Below are 21,235 nucleotides of genomic sequence, written 5' to 3'. Positions count from 1 at the left end.
ATATAGTGTAAGGCAAAATAAATTAGTATTTTCTTTCTGTATATAAGATATTTAGCAATCATTTGATTTTTTATTTGAAGGTCAATACTAGTTAATGAAAGTTTGATAAAGATGTTGCAAGTGCAATTATTACGAATCGATAGTCGATTGTTACATGGTCAAGTAGCAACTAATTGGGTACGAATTTTAAAAATAGACCGAATAATTGTTGTTTCAGATCAAGTGGCAACGGATGCAATTCGTAAAACTTTGATTAAACAAGCCTCACCACCTGGATTGAAAACCAATATTGTTCCTGTTGAAAGATTAATAAGGGTCAATCATGATAGCCGCTTTGACGGCATGAAAGTATTGATCTTGGTTGAAAATCCACAAGATGCTTTAAGACTAGTTTTAGGAGGAATCAATGTAAATAAAATAAACATTGGTTCATTAAGTTTTACTAGTTCAAAGCAGATGGTGAGTGATGCAGTTTCTGTTAGTAAGCAAGATATAGAAGTGTTTACTCAGATACATAATCAAGGGATAGACTTAGAAGTTCAAAAGGTTTCAAGCAATCCTAAAAAAGATTTTTGGAAGATTTTGAAAGATAAACATCTAGTTTCAGATGATTAGTTAATTTATTTTGTAAACTTTAATAATTTTAAGGAGGAAAGGCATTATGGTAGGAATTATTCTCGCTAGTCATGGTGGCTTTGCTGAAGGAATTTACCAATCAGGGGAAATGATTTTCGGTAAACAAGATAATGTTAAAGCTTGTATTTTAAAACCTAATGAAGGCCCAGATGACATTCGCAAGAAAATGGAAGATGCGGTAGCATCTTTTGATGATCCAGAACAAGTGTTATTTCTGATTGATTTATGGAGTGGTACTCCATTTAATCAAGCAAGTAATTTATTTGAAGAACATAAGGATACATGGGCAATTGTTACTGGAATGAATTTACCAATGTTAATTGAAGCATATGGTGCAAGGCTACAAGATGGAATTACTGCACGTGAGATAGCTAAGCAGATAATTAATGCTGGTAAAGATGGAATAAAGGTGCTTCCAGAAAGTTTGCAACCTCAAAAAGCAGCTAAAACTGAGGAAAAGGGTTCACAACCAACAGGAGCTATTCCAGAGGGAACAGTTTTAGGTGATGGACACATTAAATATGGATTAGCTCGGATTGATAGTCGTTTATTACATGGTCAAGTTGCCACGGCATGGACAAAATCAGTCAGACCTGATCGTATTATCGTTGTATCTGATAATGTAGCAAAAGATAAGTTACGTAAAAGCATGATTATTCAGGCAGCGCCTCCTGGAGTTAAAGCTAATGTTGTGCCTATTAAAAAAATGATTCAAGTTGCTAAAGATCCAAGATTTGGAGCAACAAAAGCATTGGTTTTATTTGAAACTCCAGAAGATGCATTAAAGGCAATTGAAGGTGGCGTTGATATTAAAACGTTAAATATTGGATCAATGGCCCATTCAGAAGGAAAAGTTGCTGTAAATAAGGTGCTTTCGTTAAACGAAGAAGATGTAAAAACATATGACAAGTTACATGAAATGGGAATTAAATTTGATGTACGTAAAGTTCCAAATGATACACCTGAAGATATGATGGAACTTGTCAATAAAGCACGCAAAGAGCTAGCTGAAAAGAAGAATAGTTAGGAGGAAATCACATGTCTATTATTCAAGCGATCTTGGTAGTTATAATTGCCTTCTTTGCAGGTATGGATGGCATTTTAGATGAATTTGAATTTTATCAACCATTAGTAACATGTACGTTGATTGGTTTAGTAACAGGAAATTTAACAGCAGGAATTATTCTTGGTGGTACTTTACAAATGATTGTATTAGGTTGGGCTAATATTGGAGCTGCGGTAGCACCAGATATTGCCTTTGCATCAACTGCATCTGCAATTGTATTAGCAATGGGAAATCTAGGTGTAAAAGGAGTTATGACAGCGGTAGCAATGGCTGTACCTTTTGCTGTTGCTGGTTTAGTTCTAAATATGATTGTGCGGACTATCTGTGTTGGTATCAGTCATGCTATGGATAAGGCTGCTGAAGAAGTTAGCTTTAAGAAAATGAACATGTGGCAAATCATTGCGATTGTTTTACAAGGTTTACGTGTAGCAATTCCATGTGGCTTGTTATTAGTTATTCCAACACATACAGTTCAAAGTATGTTAAATGCTATTCCAGAATGGTTGTCAAATGGTATGACAATTGGTGGTGGAATGGTTGTTGCTGTAGGTTATGCAATGGTTATTAACATGATGGCAACAAAAGAAACATGGCCATTCTTCATTATTGGTTTTGTAATTGCTGCATTAACTAACTTAACATTATTAGCTATTGGTGCATTAGCAGTTGCAATTACATTAATGTACTTAAATCTTGATAAGAAAAATGGTAATGGTGGCGGCGGTTCATCAGATAGTAATACCGGTGATCCACTTGGCGATATATTAGATGATTACTAAAAGAAAGGATGGGTATGGAATGACTAAAGAAGATAGAATCAAACTTGATAAGAAGACACGGTTTAAAGTTGCAGCTCGTTCACAATTTTTACAAGGTTCATGGAACTATGAACGAATGCAAAATGGTGGTTTTGCTTTTTCAATGATTCCAGCCATTAAAAAGCTTTATAAAACGAAAGAAGACCGTCAAGCTGCATTAAAACGTCATATGGAGTTCTTTAATACAACACCATTTATGGCATCGCCAATTTTTGGTGTTACATTAGCCTTAGAAGAAGAACGTGCGAATGGTGGTGCGGTAGATGATGAAGCTATTAATGGTGTTAAGGTAGGTATGATGGGACCTTTAGCTGGTGTTGGTGATCCAGTATTTTGGTTTACAGTTCGTCCTATTTTAGGTGCTTTATGTGCTTCATTAGCAATGAGTGGGAACATTTTAGGGCCTATTATGTTCTTTGTAGTTTGGAATTTATTCCGTTGGGGATTCATGTGGTACACTCAAGAATTTGGGTACAAAGCTGGATCTGCAATTACAGATGACTTATCAGGAACAATGATGCAAGATGTAACTCGTGGTGCATCAATGTTAGGTATGTTTGTTTTGGGATCATTAATTGAACGTTGGGTCAAGATTGATTTCAAACCAATTGTTTCAAAAGTTAAATTGCAAAAAGATGCTTATATTGATTGGAGTTCATTACCAAGTGGTCATAAAGGAATTCAAAAAGCATTGGAATTATATAACAATGGGAATGGGCAAGCATTATCATCTGTTAAAGTTACAACAATGCAAAATGTATTAGATCAATTGATTCCAGGTTTAGCAGGATTACTTTTAACATTCCTTTGCATGTGGTTACTAAAGAAGAAAGTATCTCCAATTTGGATAATTATTGGAATCTTTGCTGCAGGTATTTTAGGACACTTAATCGGACTATTATAGAAGAAAAAGTATGGAGAGGATAGAAATGGTTCAATCATTAAATTCAAAGGCTGATGTTGTTGAAAAGGCAGTTTACCATCATGGTTTAAGTACATATGGGAAATTAATGGTAGGTGATAAAGCTTTCGAGTTTTATGGCGATAACGTTAATCATTATTTGCAGATCCCATGGAATAAGGTAAGTAAAATTATTGCATCACTTTATTTCAAAGGAAAGTGTATTCCGCGATATGCAGTACAAACAGTAGACGGTAAAATGTATATTTTTTCTTCTAAAGAACCAAAGAAAGTATTACGTGCATGTCGAAATCATATTGGTGCAAGTAATATTGTCCGCTCTTTAACGTTTTTTCAAGTACTTAAACGTAATATTAAACGTGCGATAAAAGCTAATAAGTAAGATTTAAATTCTAGGATTTCAATCCTAGAATTTTTTTATAAAATAATATTCGTGATTTTATATTTTTGTTATCGATATTTGCTTGAAAAAACTTAAGAAGAGATTAAATCCGAAATAAAATTCGATAACCAAAATAATTGTTAGGCTAAAATAAATTCATCAAATTTATTTTAAAAATAGGCTTGACGATAGGGTTTATAGCTGATAGAATAAATATCGTTGTCAGGAGATAACAAAAAAGTTAAAACTTAATTTTAAAAAGTTTGAAATTAGTTGTTGACATTTGATTTTAAACGAGTATAATTTTAAGAGTTGTCGATAAGATAACAAACAGATGTAGATCTTTGAAAACTGAATATGTTTCGATGAACAAATGTGCAGGGCAATTCATGAAAATGAATGCAAAAACATTTGCGAAGTCAATTCGCTAGTAAAATTTATGAGTCACAAAACTTTTAAAATGAGAGTTTGATCCTGGCTCAGGACGAACGCTGGCGGCGTGCCTAATACATGCAAGTCGAACGAGAAAATCTTACACCGGATGCTTGCATCCACCGTAAGAATTTCGAGTGGCGGACGGGTGAGTAACACGTGGGTAACCTGCCCAAAAGAAGGGGATAACATTTGGAAACAAGTGCTAATACCGTATAACCATGACAAGCGCATGCTTGTGATGTGAAAGATGGTTCTGCTATCGCTTTTGGATGGACCCGCGGCGTATTAACTAGTTGGTGAGGTAAAGGCTCACCAAGGTGATGATACGTAGCCGAACTGAGAGGTTGATCGGCCACAATGGGACTGAGACACGGCCCATACTCCTACGGGAGGCAGCAGTAGGGAATCTTCCACAATGGGCGCAAGCCTGATGGAGCAACGCCGCGTGAATGAAGAAGGTCTTCGGATCGTAAAGTTCTGTTGTTAGAGAAGAACACGTGTGAGAGTAACTGTTCATGCGTTGACGGTATCTAACCAGCAAGTCACGGCTAACTACGTGCCAGCAGCCGCGGTAATACGTAGGTGGCAAGCGTTGTCCGGATTTATTGGGCGTAAAGGGAACGCAGGCGGTCTTTTAAGTCTGATGTGAAAGCCTTCGGCTTAACCGGAGATGTGCATTGGAAACTGGAAGACTTGAGTGCAGAAGAGGAGAGTGGAACTCCATGTGTAGCGGTGAAATGCGTAGATATATGGAAGAACACCAGTGGCGAAAGCGGCTCTCTGGTCTGTAACTGACGCTGAGGTTCGAAAGCGTGGGTAGCGAACAGGATTAGATACCCTGGTAGTCCACGCCGTAAACGATGAATGCTAGGTGTTGGAGGGTTTCCGCCCTTCAGTGCCGCAGCTAACGCAATAAGCATTCCGCCTGGGGAGTACGACCGCAAGGTTGAAACTCAAAGGAATTGACGGGGGCCCGCACAAGCGGTGGAGCATGTGGTTTAATTCGAAGCAACGCGAAGAACCTTACCAGGTCTTGACATCTTTTGACCACCTGAGAGATCAGGTTTTCCCTTCGGGGACAAAATGACAGGTGGTGCATGGCTGTCGTCAGCTCGTGTCGTGAGATGTTGGGTTAAGTCCCGCAACGAGCGCAACCCTTGTTGTCAGTTGCCATCATTCAGTTGGGCACTCTGGCGAGACTGCCGGTGACAAACCGGAGGAAGGTGGGGATGACGTCAAGTCATCATGCCCCTTATGACCTGGGCTACACACGTGCTACAATGGACGATACAACGAGTCGCGAAATCGCGAGGTCAAGCTAATCTCTTAAAGTCGTTCTCAGTTCGGATTGCAGGCTGCAACTCGCCTGCATGAAGTCGGAATCGCTAGTAATCGCGGATCAGCATGCCGCGGTGAATACGTTCCCGGGCCTTGTACACACCGCCCGTCACACCATGAGAGTTTGTAACACCCAAAGCCGGTGGGGTAACCTTTATGGAGCTAGCCGTCTAAGGTGGGACAGATGATTGGGGTGAAGTCGTAACAAGGTAGCCGTAGGAGAACCTGCGGCTGGATCACCTCCTTTCTAAGGAAAAATACGGAAGCTGCACATTGTCGAAACTTATTCAGTTTTGAGAGATCTACTCTCAAGCTTGTTCTTTGAAAACTAGATAATAATTTATTTCTTAATAAACCGAGAACACCGCGTTTTTAAGAGTTTTAACAAGAATCAAAGTTCTTAATTCGCTAAACTCATAAACCAACTGATCAAATCAGTTCAGGTTAAGTTATTAAGGGCGCATGGTGGATGCCTTGGCACTAGGAGCCGATGAAGGACGTGACTAACTGCGATATGCTTCGGTTAGCTGTAAGTAAGCAATGATCCGGAGATTTCCGAATGGGGAAACCCGAAACCGTTAGGTTTCATCACTAAGTGAATTCATAGCTTAGTTGAAGGAAGACGCGGGGAACTGAAACATCTAAGTACCCGCAGGAAGAGAAAGAAATTCGATTCCCTGAGTAGCGGCGAGCGAAACGGGAACAGCCCAAACCAAGAAGCTTGCTTTTTGGGGTTGTAGGACTGAACATCCGAGTTACCAAGAAATAACGTAGTTGAATGATCTGGGAAGATCAACCAGAGAAGGTGATAGTCCTGTAAACGAAACGTTGTTTCCTCAGTTCAGGATCCTGAGTACGGCGGAACACGTGAAACTCCGTCGGAATCCGGGAGGACCATCTCCCAAGGCTAAATACTACCTAGTGACCGATAGTGAACCAGTACCGTGAGGGAAAGGTGAAAAGCACCCCGGGAGGGGAGTGAAATAGTTCCTGAAACCATGTGCCTACAAGTAGTCAAAGCTCATTAACGAGTGATGGCGTGCCTTTTGTAGAATGAACCGGCGAGTTACGCTTGCATGCGAGGTTAAGACCGCAAAGTCGGAGCCGCAGCGAAAGCGAGTCTGAATAGGGCGCAAGAGTATGTAGGTGTAGACCCGAAACCAGGTGACCTACCCATGTCCAGGTTGAAGGTGCGGTAAAACGCACTGGAGGACCGAACCTGTGTATGTTGAAAAATGCTAGGATGAGGTGTGGGTAGCGGTGAAATTCCAAACGAACTTGGAGATAGCTGGTTCTCTCCGAAATAGCTTTAGGGCTAGCCTCGGAGTTGAGGATCGTGGAGGTAGAGCACTGTTTGGACTAGGGGCTCATCAAGAGTTACTGAATTCAGATAAACTCCGAATGCCACAGATCTATATCCGGGAGTCAGACTGCGAGTGATAAGATCCGTAGTCGAAAGGGAAACAGCCCAGACCACCGATTAAGGTCCCTAAATATGTGTTAAGTGGAAAAGGATGTGGGATTGCATAGACAACTAGGATGTTGGCTCAGAAGCAGCCACCATTCAAAGAGTGCGTAATAGCTCACTAGTCGAGTGATCCTGCGCCGAAAATGTAACGGGGCTAAACACATTACCGAAATCGTGGATGCACGTAGTGCATGGTAGGAGAGCGTTCTAAGGGCAACGAAGTCAGACCGTAAGGACTGGTGGAGCGCTTAGAAGTGAGAATGCCGGTATGAGTAGCGAAAGATTAGTGAGAATCTAATCCACCGAATGACTAAGGTTTCCTGGGGAAGGCTCGTCCGCCCAGGGTTAGTCGGGACCTAAGCTGAGGCCGAGAGGCGTAAGCGATGGATAACAGGTTGAGATTCCTGTACTATTAATTTTTGTTTGAACGATGGAGGGACGCAGGAGGCTAGAGATGCGCACGAACGGAAATGTGCGTCCAAGTAATAAGTCGGTATGAGAGTCAAATGCTTGAATACACAACGACAAGTTACGATGGGGAACGAAATTAAAGTAGTGAAGTGATCGACGTCACACTGCCAAGAAAAGCTTCTAGTGAGAAAATTAATACCCGTACCGCAAACCGACACAGGTAGTCGAGGAGAGTATCCTAAGGTGAGCGAGAGAACTCTCGTTAAGGAACTCGGCAAAATGACCCCGTAACTTCGGGAGAAGGGGTGCTGACCTCCGGGTCAGCCGCAGTGAAAAGGCCCAGGCGACTGTTTATCAAAAACACAGGTTTCTGCAAAATCGTAAGATGAAGTATAGGGGCTGACGCCTGCCCGGTGCTGGAAGGTTAAGAGGAAAAGTTAGCTTCGGCGAAGCTTTGAATTGAAGCCCCAGTAAACGGCGGCCGTAACTATAACGGTCCTAAGGTAGCGAAATTCCTTGTCGGGTAAGTTCCGACCCGCACGAAAGGCGTAACGATCTGGGCACTGTCTCAACGAGAGACTCGGTGAAATTATAATACCCGTGAAGATGCGGGTTACCCGCGACAGGACGGAAAGACCCCATGGAGCTTTACTGTAGCTTGATATTGGGTGTTTGTATAACTTGTACAGGATAGGTAGGAGCCATTGAAGGCGGAACGCTAGTTTCGCTGGAGGCGTTGGTGGGATACTACCCTAGTTGTATGAACACTCTAACCCACGCCGGCAATCACGGCGGGAGACAGTGTCAGGTGGGCAGTTTGACTGGGGCGGTCGCCTCCTAAAAGGTAACGGAGGCGCCCAAAGGTTCCCTCAGAATGGTTGGAAATCATTCGCAGAGTGTAAAGGCAGAAGGGAGCTTGACTGCGAGACCTACAAGTCGAGCAGGGACGAAAGTCGGGCTTAGTGATCCGGTGGTTCCGTATGGAAGGGCCATCGCTCAACGGATAAAAGCTACCCTGGGGATAACAGGCTTATCTCCCCCAAGAGTCCACATCGACGGGGAGGTTTGGCACCTCGATGTCGGCTCATCGCATCCTGGGGCTGTAGTCGGTCCCAAGGGTTGGGCTGTTCGCCCATTAAAGCGGTACGCGAGCTGGGTTCAGAACGTCGTGAGACAGTTCGGTCCCTATCCGTCGCGGGCGTAGGAAATTTGAGAGGATCTGTCCTTAGTACGAGAGGACCGGGATGGACATACCGCTGGTGTACCAGTTGTCTTGCCAAAGGCATCGCTGGGTAGCTATGTATGGATGAGATAAACGCTGAAAGCATCTAAGTGCGAAACTCACCTCAAGATCGGATTTCCCATTCCGTAAGGAAGTAAGACCCCTGAGAGATGATCAGGTAGATAGGATGGAAGTGGAAGTGCAGCGATGCATGGAGCGGACCATTACTAATCGGTCGAGGACTTAACCAAAGGTTAAAAAAGCGGTGAAGGTCAAAAGAATAAATTATTAGCTAGTTTTGAGAGAACAAGGTTTTCTCAAAAGCACAAAGTGCGGTGATGATGGCTTGAAGGATACACCTGTTTCCATTCCGAACACAGAAGTTAAGCTTCAAAACGCCGATAGTAGTTAGAGGAACGCCTCTTGCAAGGGTAGGAAGTCGCCGTGCAATGTTAAAAGACTATGGTTAATGCCATAGTCTTTTTTTTATAAAAATATTATCTATTAATTATATTGATATATATATTTATTTTAAAAATAGTAATTAATTTTAAAGATTCTCCGTGTTTAAATGCCTTTATATCAATGATTTTAGTGGTTTTACCCACCGTGTTTAAAACTAATTTAATAAAAAAAATATAACTTAAATAAAAATTATAAAAGTTGTAGGCAATAATATTTGACACTAAATAACGAGTGTGGGAAAATGGCATAGTTTGAGATCTAAACTTAGGTATTTTTAATTTTTGATGAAAATTCGAAAATCTAAATTATTTTGGTTTAGTTTGCAATTATTTTTATTATTAATTTATTTATAGAGAGGGGTTTAATTATGAATACTACTGTTAACGATAAAAAAGTTGTAAGTAACGGTTACAAGTATTTCATGGTTTTCCTATGTATGTTTACTCAAGCTATTCCTTATGGAATTGCACAAAACATTCAACCATTGTTTGTGCACCCACTTGTTAATACATTCCATTTTAGCTTGGCTTCATACACATTAATCTTTACATTTGGTGCTGTTGCAGCTGCTGTAGCATCTCCATTTATTGGTAAAGGTTTAGGTAAATATAACTTCAAGTTAATGTACTTTATTGGTATTGCATTAGCAGCACTTGCATATGTATTTTTTGGCTTTAGTTCAAAATTACCTGAATTCTACGGTGCAGCAATCCTATGTATGATTGGTTCAACATTCTTCTCAGGACAAGGTGTTCCTTGGGTAATTAACCACTGGTTCCCAGGAAAAGGACGTGGAACAGCTTTAGGTATTGCTTTCTGTGGTGGCTCAATCGGTAACATTTTCTTACAACCAACTACACAAGCAATTTTGAAACACTACATGGTTGGTGGCACAAAACATGGTCACTTAATTTCAATGCAACCATTCTTCATTTTTGCAATCGCATTGTTTGTAATTGGTTTAATTATTACATTCTTTATTCGCACACCAAAAGAAGACGAAATTGTTATTTCAGAAGCTGAATTAAAAGAAGCTAAAGCAGCAGCAGCTGAAGCAAAGGCAGCAGAATTTGAAGGCTGGTCAGCTCAAGAAGTAATGAAAATGAAATGGTTCTGGGTATTCAGTGCTGGTTTCTTAATCATTGGTTTAGGTTTAGCTGCTCTTAACGAAGATTATGCTGCTTTCTTAGATACAAAATTATCACTTACTGACGTTGGTTTCATCGGATCAATGTATGGTGTAGGTTGCTTAATTGGTAATGTATCAGGTGGTATTTTATTTGATAAATTAGGAACAGCAAAAGCAATGACATTTGCTGGTGTAATGTATGTTGTTTCAATTGCAATGATGATCTTCATTTCATTCCAACCATTTGGTGCACCTCAAAGTAAAGTTGCCGGAATCGCATACGCTATCTTCTGTGGTTTAGCAGTATTTAGTTACATGTCAGGTCCTGCATTTATGGCCAAAGACTTATTTGGTGCCAAAGATGAAGGTGTAATGCTTGGTCTTGTTGGTCTTGCATATGCTATTGGTTTTGGTATTGGTGCTCCATTATTCGGTGTAATCAAAGGCTTATCTGACTTTACAGTTGCATGGGATGTAATGTTAGGTTGTGTAGTAATTGGTTTCATCCTATTAGTAATCTCAGTTATTAAGATTAAAGGAATGCAAAAACAATTCGAAGCAGAAAAAGCTAACAAATAAGAATAAAAACTAATTCAGTCATCAATCGGAAAGGTATCAAGTTAATAACTTAAATATCCCCCTGATTGATGGCTATTTTTAAAGCATTTAATATAAAGAAAAATCAAGATTATGTTTAATAAATTTTGAAATATTATTGATAATATCTACGTTAGATAATTATTTTATTTAAAGGAGAAAACAATTATGTGTACAGGTTTACGTTTTAATGACGCAGAAGGTAACTTATATTTTGGTCGTAACCTTGATGTAGAATCATCATACGGTGAAAAAGTTCTTGTAACACCAAGAAATTACGAATTACCATACCGCTTTTTAGAAAATGGTAAAACAACAAAAGCAATTATCGGAATGGGTATCATGGCTGGTGACTATCCAATGTATTTTGATGCTTGCAACGAAAATGGCCTTTGCATTGCAGGATTAAACTTCCCACGTTATGCATACTTTACAGAAGGACCAGTTGATGGCAAAACTAACATGGCACCATATGAATTTATGGTTTGGTTAATGGAAGAATTTGATACAGTTGCTGAAGCTAAAAAAGGTTTAGAAGAATTAAATCTTGTTGATGCACCATTCTCACCACAAATGCCAGTTGCTCCATTACACTGGATCATCAGTGATAAAGATGCTTCAATCGTTGTAGAACAAACAAAAGAAAACGGCTTAAAAGTTTATGATAACTATGTTGGCGTATTAACAAACAACCCAGATTATGCTTGGCATATGACAAACTTAAACAACTATGCTGGTTTAACACCACATGATGCAAAAGCTCAAGAATGGAATAAGCAAGAAGTTAGACCATTAGGTGTAGGTACTGGTAGTTTAGGTTTACCTGGTGACAGTATTCCTGCTTCACGTTTTGTTAAGGTTGCATACTTAAATGCTAACTATCCAACAGTAGAAGGCGAAGAAGCAAATGTTGCTAAATTCTTTAACATTCTTAAATCAGTTGCAATGATTGATGGTAGTGTAATTAACGAACAAGGTCAAGATGAATTTACAGTTTATACTGCTTGCTACTCATCAAATACTAAGACATACTACTACAACCGTTACGATGACTTTACAATGAAGAGTGTTCAATTAACAGACGAAAACATGAACGCTAAAGAAGTAACTTTATACTAGAATAGATGTTACTAAAATCCCTATGACATTGTCATAGGGATTTTTTTGTTGACATTTAATCACTGCGCTTATATACTTAGTTACATAAGTAACGAAGTAGAGAAGGGGTGAATTATGAAATTTAAATTTAATCAATCAGAACCAATCTATCGTCAAATTGCCAAACAACTTAAAGAAATGATCTTTTTAAACTTACTTAATGAAGGTGAACAAGTGCCATCAACAACGCAGTTATCGCAAGAATTAAAGATTAATCCAGCTACTGTTTTAAAAGGAATGAATATTCTTGTAGATGATGGATTGTTAGAAAAACACAGAGGAATGGGATTATTTGTAAAAAAAGGAGCACGAGAAAAAATAATTGCTAAACGACAAGAAGAATTTTGTAGTGAATATATAGATAATTTAATTAGTGAGTCTAAAAACTTAGGATTAACTAAACAACAGTTAATTGATTTAATTGAAAGGAGATATTAAAATGGCAGAAATTTCTGTAAAAAATCTTTCAAAGAATTTTTTAGGGAGAAAAATTTTAAATGATATTAATTTTGAATTGAAAGAAAATAAAATATATGGATTATTAGGAAGAAGTGGCGTTGGTAAAAGTACATTATTAAATATAATGACTGATCGAATTTTAGCATCAAATGGAACTGTTCAAATTGACCATCATGATGTTCATAACAATACTAATTTACTTCAGGAAATGTTTTTAATTAATGATGATGATCATATATTTCCAAAATGGATGAAAGTAAAAGAAATTTTCAACAATGCTAATTTCGCATATGGAGATTTTGATTTTGAAGAAGCACATCGTTTAGCAGAGGAATTTGGAATTAATGAAAATATTCAATTAAGTAAATTATCAACAGGGCTAAAAACTGCAGTTAAAATTATATGTGCTTTCTGTGTTAACGCAAAGTTCATTTTCTTAGATGAACCTACTTTAGGTTTGGATGCAAATTTACGCCAAATTTTTTATAAAGAGTTAATGCACACGTTTACTGAACATCAACGAACATTTGTTTTAGCAACTCACTTAATTGAAGAAATTCAAAATTTATTAGATGAGGTGCTAATCGTTAAAGATGGAATTTTAATTTGTAATAGTACTGTAGATGATTTGCTAAACCGCGTGGTTGAAATTAGTGGTCCTAAAGATGAAATCGAAAAACTCGACAATCAATTAGATATTTATTATCAGAAATCAATCGGTAATATTCAAACTGCATATGTTATGGGAGATACTGACCAATTGAAATTTTCTAAAAATATTACTATTGATCATGTAGATTTACAAACAGCTTTTATCATGTTAACAAGGAAAAAAGGAGGACATTAAAATGAAAAAAGAATGGGCTTTATTTAAGTGCACAGGCAAAAATTCAATTTGGTACATTAGAAATGCATTTCTACTAATTTCGTTTTTTTATTTAATTAGTTTTATTGGTGATAGTAGTTCATTTAATCTCAAAGGAGTTATAACATATTTAGTAAATCTATTGGTTTTGATTACTGTGACAGTAGTTTTAGGAATGCATTATTCAGATTTTAAAATAGCAGTTCAATTTGGCTTTTCACGAAAAACCTTATGGAAAGAAAAATATATTGAATTAATAATTATGTCTTTAATTACTTGGTGTTTATTTTTATTAGAAAATGGATTTTCTGAAACAATCTATAATTGGATTATGTTATTAGTGATTTTTGATATATATGTATCTTTTTTTGCATTTACCAGTTTCTTTTCATTGTTTAGTAGAAGAATTAAAATTTTAGTGGGTGCAGCATTAATGTTTTTAACTTGGGTATGCTCACTTAGATGGGTTATTTTTGCAAGTACACACGGAAAAATTTTACAAAGTTATGCAAACTTTATTAGTCATAATGTTTATTCTTCATTAACTATTTTGGGAATTATTGGAGCGATAATTATGACTATTATATCCTATGTAAGTATAATTAAGAAACAATTAAGAAAAGATTAACCCAGCTATAGACTAAATTCTTAAAAGATTCATCAATTATCCCCGATGTTTTCCAAAATGTCCTATATTATAGTACCCTGAGGTGGTATTTGGTGAAAAAGAAAACAAATAAGATAGCAATGATTATATTCTCTAGTATTCCATTATTAATGACAATTCCGTTATTTGTTTTGGGCAAAACAGATATCAAATATTTTTTAGGAGAATTTGCTTACTGCTTATTTATTTTTGATGTAATTTTAGGTTTACGTCCAGAGTGGATTGAAAAATTAATTGAATTAAAACAAGTTTATTTTATTCATGGAATTATGGCTATTTTAGCAGTAATTTTTAGTGGGCTACATGTTGAAATGAGTCATATAGATGGTATATCAGGATTAGTTGGGAATATGGCTTTTTATGGTTCTATTTTAATAACAATATTAGCTTTAATATTTTTGACTAATCAGTTTTTAGGGGAAATCCCAATTGTTCGTCATATTATTAATATGGTACGTAAGGTCTGTTCAATGTTTGCAGTAACACGTGAATTAAACTTGTTAATACATGTGTTATCACCATTGATTGTTGTTTTCATTTATTTGCATGTATTATTTATTCCTGAATTTAGTCAACGACCAAGTTTTATGATGTTTTTTGAAGGATATTTTGTATTCTTTGTTGTTGCCTATTTATATTATGGAGTTTATCGCAAATTACATGTTGCAAAATATAAGATCGAAACAATCAACAGATTGAATCAAAATACGTACGAAATAAGTTTAAATTATGTAAAAGGAAGAAGATTGAAAATAAAGGGTGGACAGTTTGTCTTTATTCAATTACCTTTTGCTAAAATGGATGAATATCATCCTTTCTCTTTATTAGAAAATACTGAAAAAGGAAAACATATAAAGTTGGGAATAAAAGCGGTAGGAGATTTTACTGATAAACTAGCTGAAGTACAACCAGGCACAATTGCTAAAATTAAAGGTGTATATGGTCATTTTACAGCACCTAGAGGAAAGGCTCCTGTTGTTGCAATTGCTGGTGGAATTGGAGTAACTCCATGTATTAGTTTGATGCAATCCTTATCCGAAAAACGAAAGGGATATTTAATTTGGAGTATTCATTCTGAAAATGATAAAGTTTTTGAAAATGAATTTCAAAAATTACAAAAAACTCATCCAAATGTTAAAGTTATTTATCATAATTCTTCTCAGATGGGACATTTAAATGCAAAACAATTAAGAAATGAAATTCCAGAGTTAGATGAGCATAAAATGATTGATTGCTTTATTTGTGGTCCTGCACCAATGACCAAAAGTGTTACAAAAGACTTGCAGAGATTGGGTGTAAAGGATAAGAATATTATCACTGAAGGATTTATTTTTTAATTTGATGTAGTGTTAAATCTAAAAAATGCAAGAAACAATATAGTTTCTTGCATTTTTTATTATAAAGTTGTTTCATTACGTAAAATTTTAACTGGTAGTTTAAAATGATTGATTTTAAAAGTAAGGTCTTCTTTTTCAATTTTTTGATATAGAAGATCAGTTAAAAGTTCTGCAATTTCAGCAATAGGTTGAACAATTGTTGATAATTCTGGATAGTAAGTTTGAATTAGTTTAGTGCCATCAAAACCAATTACTTTTAATTGATGTGGGATATCAATTTTTTCTTTTTTTGCTTCTTGCAATACTAATAAAGCAGTTAAGTCATCTGAACAAAAAATTCCATCAATAGTGTGTTGCTCTAATAATTGACGAACGGATGCAGTTTTTAATGCAGCTGACTCAGAGAATTTTACAGTATGAATATATGACTTTAATCCAAGTTTACTAATAGTATCTTGATATGCTTGTAGCCGTTCGTTTGTGGGATTAGAAATGGAATAAGGATTTCCCAAGAACGCAATGTGACGACATCCAGCGTTATATAATTCATTTGTTGCAAGTTGTCCTCCTTGGTAATTGTCACAACTTACAATTGGAATTTGATCAGAAAGTGTACGATCAAATGAAATTATAGGAAGTCCAACTTTATCATATTCTGCAATATCTAAATTATGTGTGCCAGTGATAATGCCATCAACTTGATTAGCGATTAACATTCTAAGGTACTCTTGTTCTTTGTTTTTATTGTAATTTGCATTACATAGGATCATTTTGTAATTTTTTTCAAAAAGTTTCTTTTCGATATTAGCAACTAATTCTGCAAAAAAAGGATTATCAATACTAGGAATTATTACCCCAACTAAATTTGTTCGTTTACCTTGTAGTGAACGAGCGAGTGAGTTAGGTTGATAATTTAATTCTTTCATGGCTTGATAAACTTTATTTTTTGTTTGCTTGCTCAGGTATCCATAATTATTAATTACTCGAGAAACTGTTGTTGGTGAAACTCCAGCTTTTTTTGCAACATCAGTTAATTTAGGACGCATTATAGAGGCTCCTTCCTTACATTACATATCTGCTAAATTCCAATATGTTCCGTAGTAATTTAATTTCTGATCTGCTTCTAAAATAATTTGATTATTTTTACTATCGGTAAAATAACGTAAGGTCATTACATGTTCACCATTATTAATAAATATTTCAGCTAGTGAATGATCAATGAAAATGTCGAGATCTAAACTTTGATTTTTAGGTAATTCAATACAACGAGAAGTTCCATACTTTTGATTGAAACTAATGCCACAGTTAGCGCGATCAACCTCAAAAGTTCCTTTTTGAGTATCAAATTTTAATTGAAGACTGTTAGTTGAGGTTTTATCGCTAACTAAATGTAATGTTCCATTTTGATTAGCACTAATAGTTAGTTTCAATTCGTATTGTTGGGATGCATGTTTATGGATTATTTGGTGTCCATTAATATTTTTTTCAGAGTGAATGCTATGCCCATCTTTACGTAATTTGGTGATTGTATTTACAGGACGTTGAATTAAGTGGCCATTTTTCAATGAAAGTTGTTTAACTTGACTTAGACAATTAGCCCAGTTTTCATGATCAGATGGATAAGAAACATCTGGAAGGCCAACCCAACTAATTAGATAAACTTTACCATCTGGAGCGTTTATTGCCTGAGAAGCATAAACATCAAAACCATCATCTAGATTTAAAGGCTTTTTTTGTGTAGTAGTAAATTTACCGGAATCAAAGTGAAATTTTTCTCCAATAAAGTACATATTTGGATAAATATTCTGATATTCAGAAACATTATGTGATAAACCTTGTGGACAAAAGATTAAAATAGGTTGATCATCAATAAAGACTAAATTAGGACATTCAATCATATATCCCATATCATCAGATGTAAAATCAATATAACCTAAATCTTTCCATTGAGAAGTAATATCATCAGCAGTGAAAAGTGAAATTTTTCCTTTCTTTGTATCCTTATCTTGTGCACCAAGAATTGCATAGTACTTATCGCGAAAACGTAATATTTGAGGATCGCGAAAATGTTCTGTAACATGTTTTGGAGCATTAAATAATGGTTGAGGTATTTTAGTTATTTTTCCATCTTTATCCATCCAAGCACCATTTTGATATGAGTGTCGAATCCAGTTTTTATCACGAACATTGCCTGTGTACATTAAAAAAAGATTATCATCAATTGCCATTGCTGAGCCGGAATAAGCACCATGACTGTCATATTTAGAATCAGGTAAAATAGCGATTCCTTGATCTGACCAATGAACCAAGTCTGATGATTTCATATGATGCCATGATTTTAGACCATGAACGGCTCCGAATGGGAACTGCTGATAAAATACATGCCATTGATTATCGAAATATGAAAAACCATTAGGATCATTTAACAAACCTGAACTAGGGCGTATGTGATAATGTAATTGATACTTAGAAAGATCAGCTTGTTTTTGTAATTTTAATAATGTTTCAGCGTCCCACTGATTATATTTTAAATATCTTTTTTCGGTTGACCAATTCATAAAAATAAAACTCCTCTCATTATTGAAGACAATTTGTACTTATAGTAATTAAAATATTTATTTGTGTCAATCGTACAACAATTTATATTTACTTTAATTATAACATTGAATACGATTACATCATAAAAATAAAACATTTATGTGATAAACGTTTGACATATAAAATAAAAGGTTTATGATAGAGATATAATTTATAAAGCGTTTTCAAAAAGGAGGATATTCAACTATGGATCACAAGAAAGTTGCTTCAGAAGTAATTAAAGCTGTTGGCAAGGATAATATTGTTGCTGCAGCTCATTGCGCAACTAGATTGCGTTTGGTACTAAAAGATGATTCTAAAGTTAATCAAACCGCTTTAGATAATAATGATGATATAAAAGGAACGTTCAAAACGGATGGTCAGTATCAAGTTATTATTGGACCTGGGGATGTTAATAATGTCTATGATGAGTTTGTTAAGCAGACAGGTGTCAAAGAAGCGTCTACTGAAGATTTAAAAGAAATTGCTCAAAAAGGGAAAAAGCCTAATCCTATTATGGCATTTGTAAAACTATTATCTGATATTTTTGTTCCATTAATTCCAGCATTAGTTGCTGGTGGGCTATTAATGGCATTAAATAGTTTTATCACATCAGCAGGTTTGTTTGGACCAAAATCTGTAGTTCAGATGGTTCCTGAATTAAAAGCTGTTTCTGAAATGATTCAAGTAATGGCTTCAGCACCATTTATTTTCTTACCAATCATGGTTGGCTTTTCTGCTGCTAAAAGATTTGGGGCTAATCCATTCTTAGGTGGAGTAATTGGAATGATGATGACTTCACCAAGTTTAATTGATGGTCATTTTTGGAATTTGTTTGGAATGCATGTTTCCCAAACTCCTTATACTTATCAGGTAATTCCTGTTTTGGTTGCTGTTTGGGTACTTTCTATTTTAGAAAAATTCTTTCATAAACATTTACCAACTGCCGTTGATTTCACCTTTACTCCATTACTTTCGGTAATTATAACTGGATTTTTAACATTTATCGCAATTGGTCCAGTAATGCGTGAAGTTTCAAATTTGATTACTGACGGCATAGTATGGCTCTATAATACAACTGGTGCATTCGGAATGGGTGTCTTTGGTGCGGTTTATTCGCCAATTGTTTTAACTGGTTTGCATCAAAGTTTCCCAGCGGTAGAAGTGCAATTGATTTCGGCATTTACAGCACACCATCAAGGTGTTGGTGATTTTATTTTTATCGTTGCTTCAATGGCAAATGTTGCTCAAGGTGCCGCTACATTTGCAATTACAACTTTAACCAAAGATAAGAAGATGAAAGGATTATCTTCTTCAGCTGGGGTTTCTGCATTGTTAGGAATTACAGAACCTGCTATTTTTGGTGTTAACTTAAAATTGAAATTCCCATTCTTCTGTGCTTTAGTTGGTTCATGTATTGCTTCATTCGTTGCTGGAATTTTCAGAGTAGGAGCAATCGCTTTAGGATCAGCAGGATTTTTAGGATTTTTATCAGTTAATCCAAAATCAATCGTTGTATATATTATTTGTGAATTAATTAGTTTTGTTATTGCGTTTATTGTTACTTTTGTTTATGGAAAAACTCATGAACAATTAGTAAATCCAGTTCCTGTAGCTGCTTCAGAAGCTCAGGCACTCGAAATGAAAGAAGACGAAAAACCTATTCAAAAAGAAGGGATTTCTTTACAAAATGAAGTTATTGCAGCACCTGTAAATGGAACTGTTAAAGATTTAGCGAGTGTTGATGACCAAGTCTTTTCAAAGAAAATGATGGGCGATGGTGCAGCAATTATTCCAAGTGATAATACAATTTATGCACCAGTTAGCGGTAAAATTACAGTTGCATATGAAACTAAACATGCATATGGAATTCAATCTGATAAGGGCGCTGAAGTTTTAGTTCATATTGGAATTGATACTGTTAATTTAAAAGGAAAACATTTTGAAAGCTTTGTTAACCAAGGTCAAGTAGTCAAAAAAGGTGACAAATTAGGAACGATTGATGTTGATGCGGTTCAAAAAGAAGGATATGACCCAACAGTAATGACGGTAATTACTAATACTGCTAATTATATAAAGGTTGGTCATAGAAAAGTTGATGAAATCCATCATGGTGATGATTTTATTAAAGTAATCGCACATCAATAATAAGGAAAAGAGATCATAAATTATTATGATCTCTTTTTGTTAATAGATACGTTTTGGTAAAACCTTGTTATTATTTCTTAAAGATGTAAATAAGTACTATAAAAAGATTAAGTAATCGATTATAATAGCACTATGCTTATTATTTAACTATATCTAGATTTAAAATCTAGATATAGTTGACTTATTAAATATAATATATATAATTGAAGTATAATAAACTTGCTTAAGGAGAATTTGACATGGCAAAGATTAAAATTGTGACAGATTCATCTGTTCAATTAACACCTGCAGAAATTGAAAAATATAATATTACAATTGTTCCCTTAACTGTTGAAATTAACGGCGAAAACTTTATTGATGGTGAAACAATCACTCGTGAAGAACTTGTTGAAGAATTGAAGAGAGGTAATAAACCTAAAACAAGTCAACCACCTGTTGGTTTATTTGTAGATACTTTTGATCGTTTAGGTGAAGATGGTAGTGAAATAATTGCAATTACCTTATCTGATGTTTTAAGTGGAACATATCAAACAGCCGTGTCAGCTGCAGAAATGTCTAAATCAAGAGTTACTGTAATTAACAGTAAATCAACTGACCGTGGTGAAGCCTTTCAAGTGCTTGCGGCTGCTAGAGATGCTGAAGCAGGCAAATCAATTGAAGAAATTAAAAAACATTGTGAAGATATCTTGGAACGAACAACTGTAGATGTGTTAGTTGACGATTTAGATAATATTTTATCTGGTGGTCGTTTAGGTAAAATGGCTAGCATGCTTACAAAATTAATTAACTTAAAGGTTGTTGTCCGTTTGCGTGAAGATAAATTAGATATAGCTAAAAAGGGACGTAGTCGTAAAGTGTTCTTTAAATACTGTGATGAATTAAAGAAACTTCATGAAGATAACCCTATTCAAGAATTATCATTGTCAAATGTTGCATGTGATGAAGATTATTTAGAACGAGTTAAGGATGCAGTTTTGCCAGAAAATAGTAAAGATGCTAAATATATTGCACGATTAACAAGTCCTATTATTATGACTCATACTGGATTAAATGCAATTGGAGTAATAACTCTTGCAGAGAAGAAAGAACCAGAAGAATTTAGATAGTTATTAAAAACAGGGAACCAATTTGGTTC

General features: G+C 35.7%; 15 protein-coding genes and 3 rRNA genes. 16 read left to right on the top strand and 2 right to left on the bottom strand.

Features of this window, described 5'->3' with window-relative positions:
• Positions 1–111 precede the first annotated feature (111 nt).
• The 14 genes from QPK35_RS06515 to QPK35_RS06450 all read left to right on the top strand — a co-directional run bounded on the left by QPK35_RS06515 (position 112) and on the right by QPK35_RS06450 (position 15,375).
• The gene (locus tag QPK35_RS06515; protein WP_321315177.1) at positions 112–615 is read left to right on the top strand and encodes a PTS sugar transporter subunit IIB; all 504 of its coding nucleotides are present in this window, start codon (positions 112–114) and stop codon (positions 613–615) included.
• A gap of 46 nt (positions 616–661) precedes the next feature.
• Positions 662–1,663 (top strand): PTS sugar transporter subunit IIB, encoded by a 1,002-nt coding sequence (locus tag QPK35_RS06510; RefSeq protein WP_290033144.1) that lies wholly within the window; start codon positions 662–664, stop codon positions 1,661–1,663.
• A gap of 11 nt (positions 1,664–1,674) precedes the next feature.
• Positions 1,675–2,481: a PTS mannose/fructose/sorbose transporter subunit IIC gene (locus QPK35_RS06505; protein WP_290033143.1), complete on the top strand. Its 807-nt coding sequence runs from the start codon at positions 1,675–1,677 to the stop codon at positions 2,479–2,481.
• Between the two features lie 19 nt (positions 2,482–2,500).
• Positions 2,501–3,424 (top strand): PTS system mannose/fructose/sorbose family transporter subunit IID, encoded by a 924-nt coding sequence (locus QPK35_RS06500; protein WP_290033142.1) that lies wholly within the window; start codon positions 2,501–2,503, stop codon positions 3,422–3,424.
• 25 nt (positions 3,425–3,449) lie between these two features.
• The gene (locus QPK35_RS06495; RefSeq protein ID WP_290033141.1) at positions 3,450–3,824 is read left to right on the top strand and encodes a DUF956 family protein; all 375 of its coding nucleotides are present in this window, start codon (positions 3,450–3,452) and stop codon (positions 3,822–3,824) included.
• A gap of 456 nt (positions 3,825–4,280) precedes the next feature.
• A 16S ribosomal RNA gene (locus QPK35_RS06490) occupies positions 4,281–5,844 on the top strand.
• Between the two features lie 195 nt (positions 5,845–6,039).
• A 23S ribosomal RNA gene (locus tag QPK35_RS06485) occupies positions 6,040–8,949 on the top strand.
• 80 nt (positions 8,950–9,029) lie between these two features.
• Positions 9,030–9,146 (top strand): 5S ribosomal RNA (gene rrf, locus QPK35_RS06480).
• The 16S, 23S and 5S rRNA genes sit together here, the layout of an rRNA operon.
• Before the next feature lie 384 nt (positions 9,147–9,530).
• Entirely contained in the window at positions 9,531–10,871 is a 1,341-nt protein-coding gene (locus QPK35_RS06475) for a conjugated bile salt MFS transporter (protein WP_290033140.1), read from the top strand.
• 186 nt (positions 10,872–11,057) lie between these two features.
• Positions 11,058–12,008 carry a choloylglycine hydrolase gene (gene bsh / locus QPK35_RS06470; RefSeq protein WP_290033139.1) on the top strand — a complete coding sequence of 317 codons (951 nt, stop codon included), beginning with the start codon at positions 11,058–11,060 and terminating at the stop codon, positions 12,006–12,008.
• 114 nt (positions 12,009–12,122) lie between these two features.
• Entirely contained in the window at positions 12,123–12,485 is a 363-nt protein-coding gene (locus tag QPK35_RS06465; protein ID WP_290033138.1) for a GntR family transcriptional regulator, read from the top strand.
• Position 12,486: 1 nt separating this feature from the next.
• On the top strand, positions 12,487–13,353 hold the full coding sequence (locus QPK35_RS06460) for an ATP-binding cassette domain-containing protein (protein ID WP_290033137.1): 867 nt from the start codon (positions 12,487–12,489) through the stop codon (positions 13,351–13,353).
• Position 13,354: 1 nt separating this feature from the next.
• Positions 13,355–13,999 (top strand): hypothetical protein, encoded by a 645-nt coding sequence (locus QPK35_RS06455; protein WP_290033136.1) that lies wholly within the window; start codon positions 13,355–13,357, stop codon positions 13,997–13,999.
• 92 nt (positions 14,000–14,091) lie between these two features.
• Complete coding sequence (locus QPK35_RS06450) at positions 14,092–15,375, top strand: FAD-binding oxidoreductase (RefSeq protein ID WP_290033135.1); 1,284 nt, start codon at positions 14,092–14,094, stop codon at positions 15,373–15,375.
• A gap of 59 nt (positions 15,376–15,434) precedes the next feature.
• Here the strand turns inward: QPK35_RS06450 and QPK35_RS06445 are convergent, their stop codons facing one another.
• Both QPK35_RS06445 and QPK35_RS06440 read right to left on the bottom strand, forming a co-directional pair.
• Positions 15,435–16,421 (bottom strand): LacI family DNA-binding transcriptional regulator, encoded by a 987-nt coding sequence (locus QPK35_RS06445; protein ID WP_290033134.1) that lies wholly within the window; start codon positions 16,419–16,421, stop codon positions 15,435–15,437.
• Positions 16,422–16,442: 21 nt separating this feature from the next.
• Positions 16,443–17,933 carry a sucrose-6-phosphate hydrolase gene (locus QPK35_RS06440; protein ID WP_290033133.1) on the bottom strand — a complete coding sequence of 497 codons (1,491 nt, stop codon included), beginning with the start codon at positions 17,931–17,933 and terminating at the stop codon, positions 16,443–16,445.
• Between the two features lie 226 nt (positions 17,934–18,159).
• Between QPK35_RS06440 and QPK35_RS06435 the strand changes: the two genes are divergently transcribed.
• Together QPK35_RS06435 and QPK35_RS06430 are read left to right on the top strand one after the other, a co-directional pair.
• Positions 18,160–20,100 (top strand): sucrose-specific PTS transporter subunit IIBC, encoded by a 1,941-nt coding sequence (locus tag QPK35_RS06435; RefSeq protein WP_290033132.1) that lies wholly within the window; start codon positions 18,160–18,162, stop codon positions 20,098–20,100.
• A gap of 239 nt (positions 20,101–20,339) precedes the next feature.
• Entirely contained in the window at positions 20,340–21,206 is an 867-nt protein-coding gene (locus tag QPK35_RS06430) for a DegV family protein (protein WP_290033131.1), read from the top strand.
• Positions 21,207–21,235 lie beyond the last annotated feature (29 nt).

The organism is Ligilactobacillus cholophilus, from assembly GCF_030389495.1.
Classification (GTDB): Bacteria; Bacillota; Bacilli; order Lactobacillales; family Lactobacillaceae; genus Ligilactobacillus; species Ligilactobacillus cholophilus.
The sequence above is the reverse complement of the archived record's forward strand: the minus strand, read 5'-3'. Positions and strand labels throughout refer to the sequence as shown.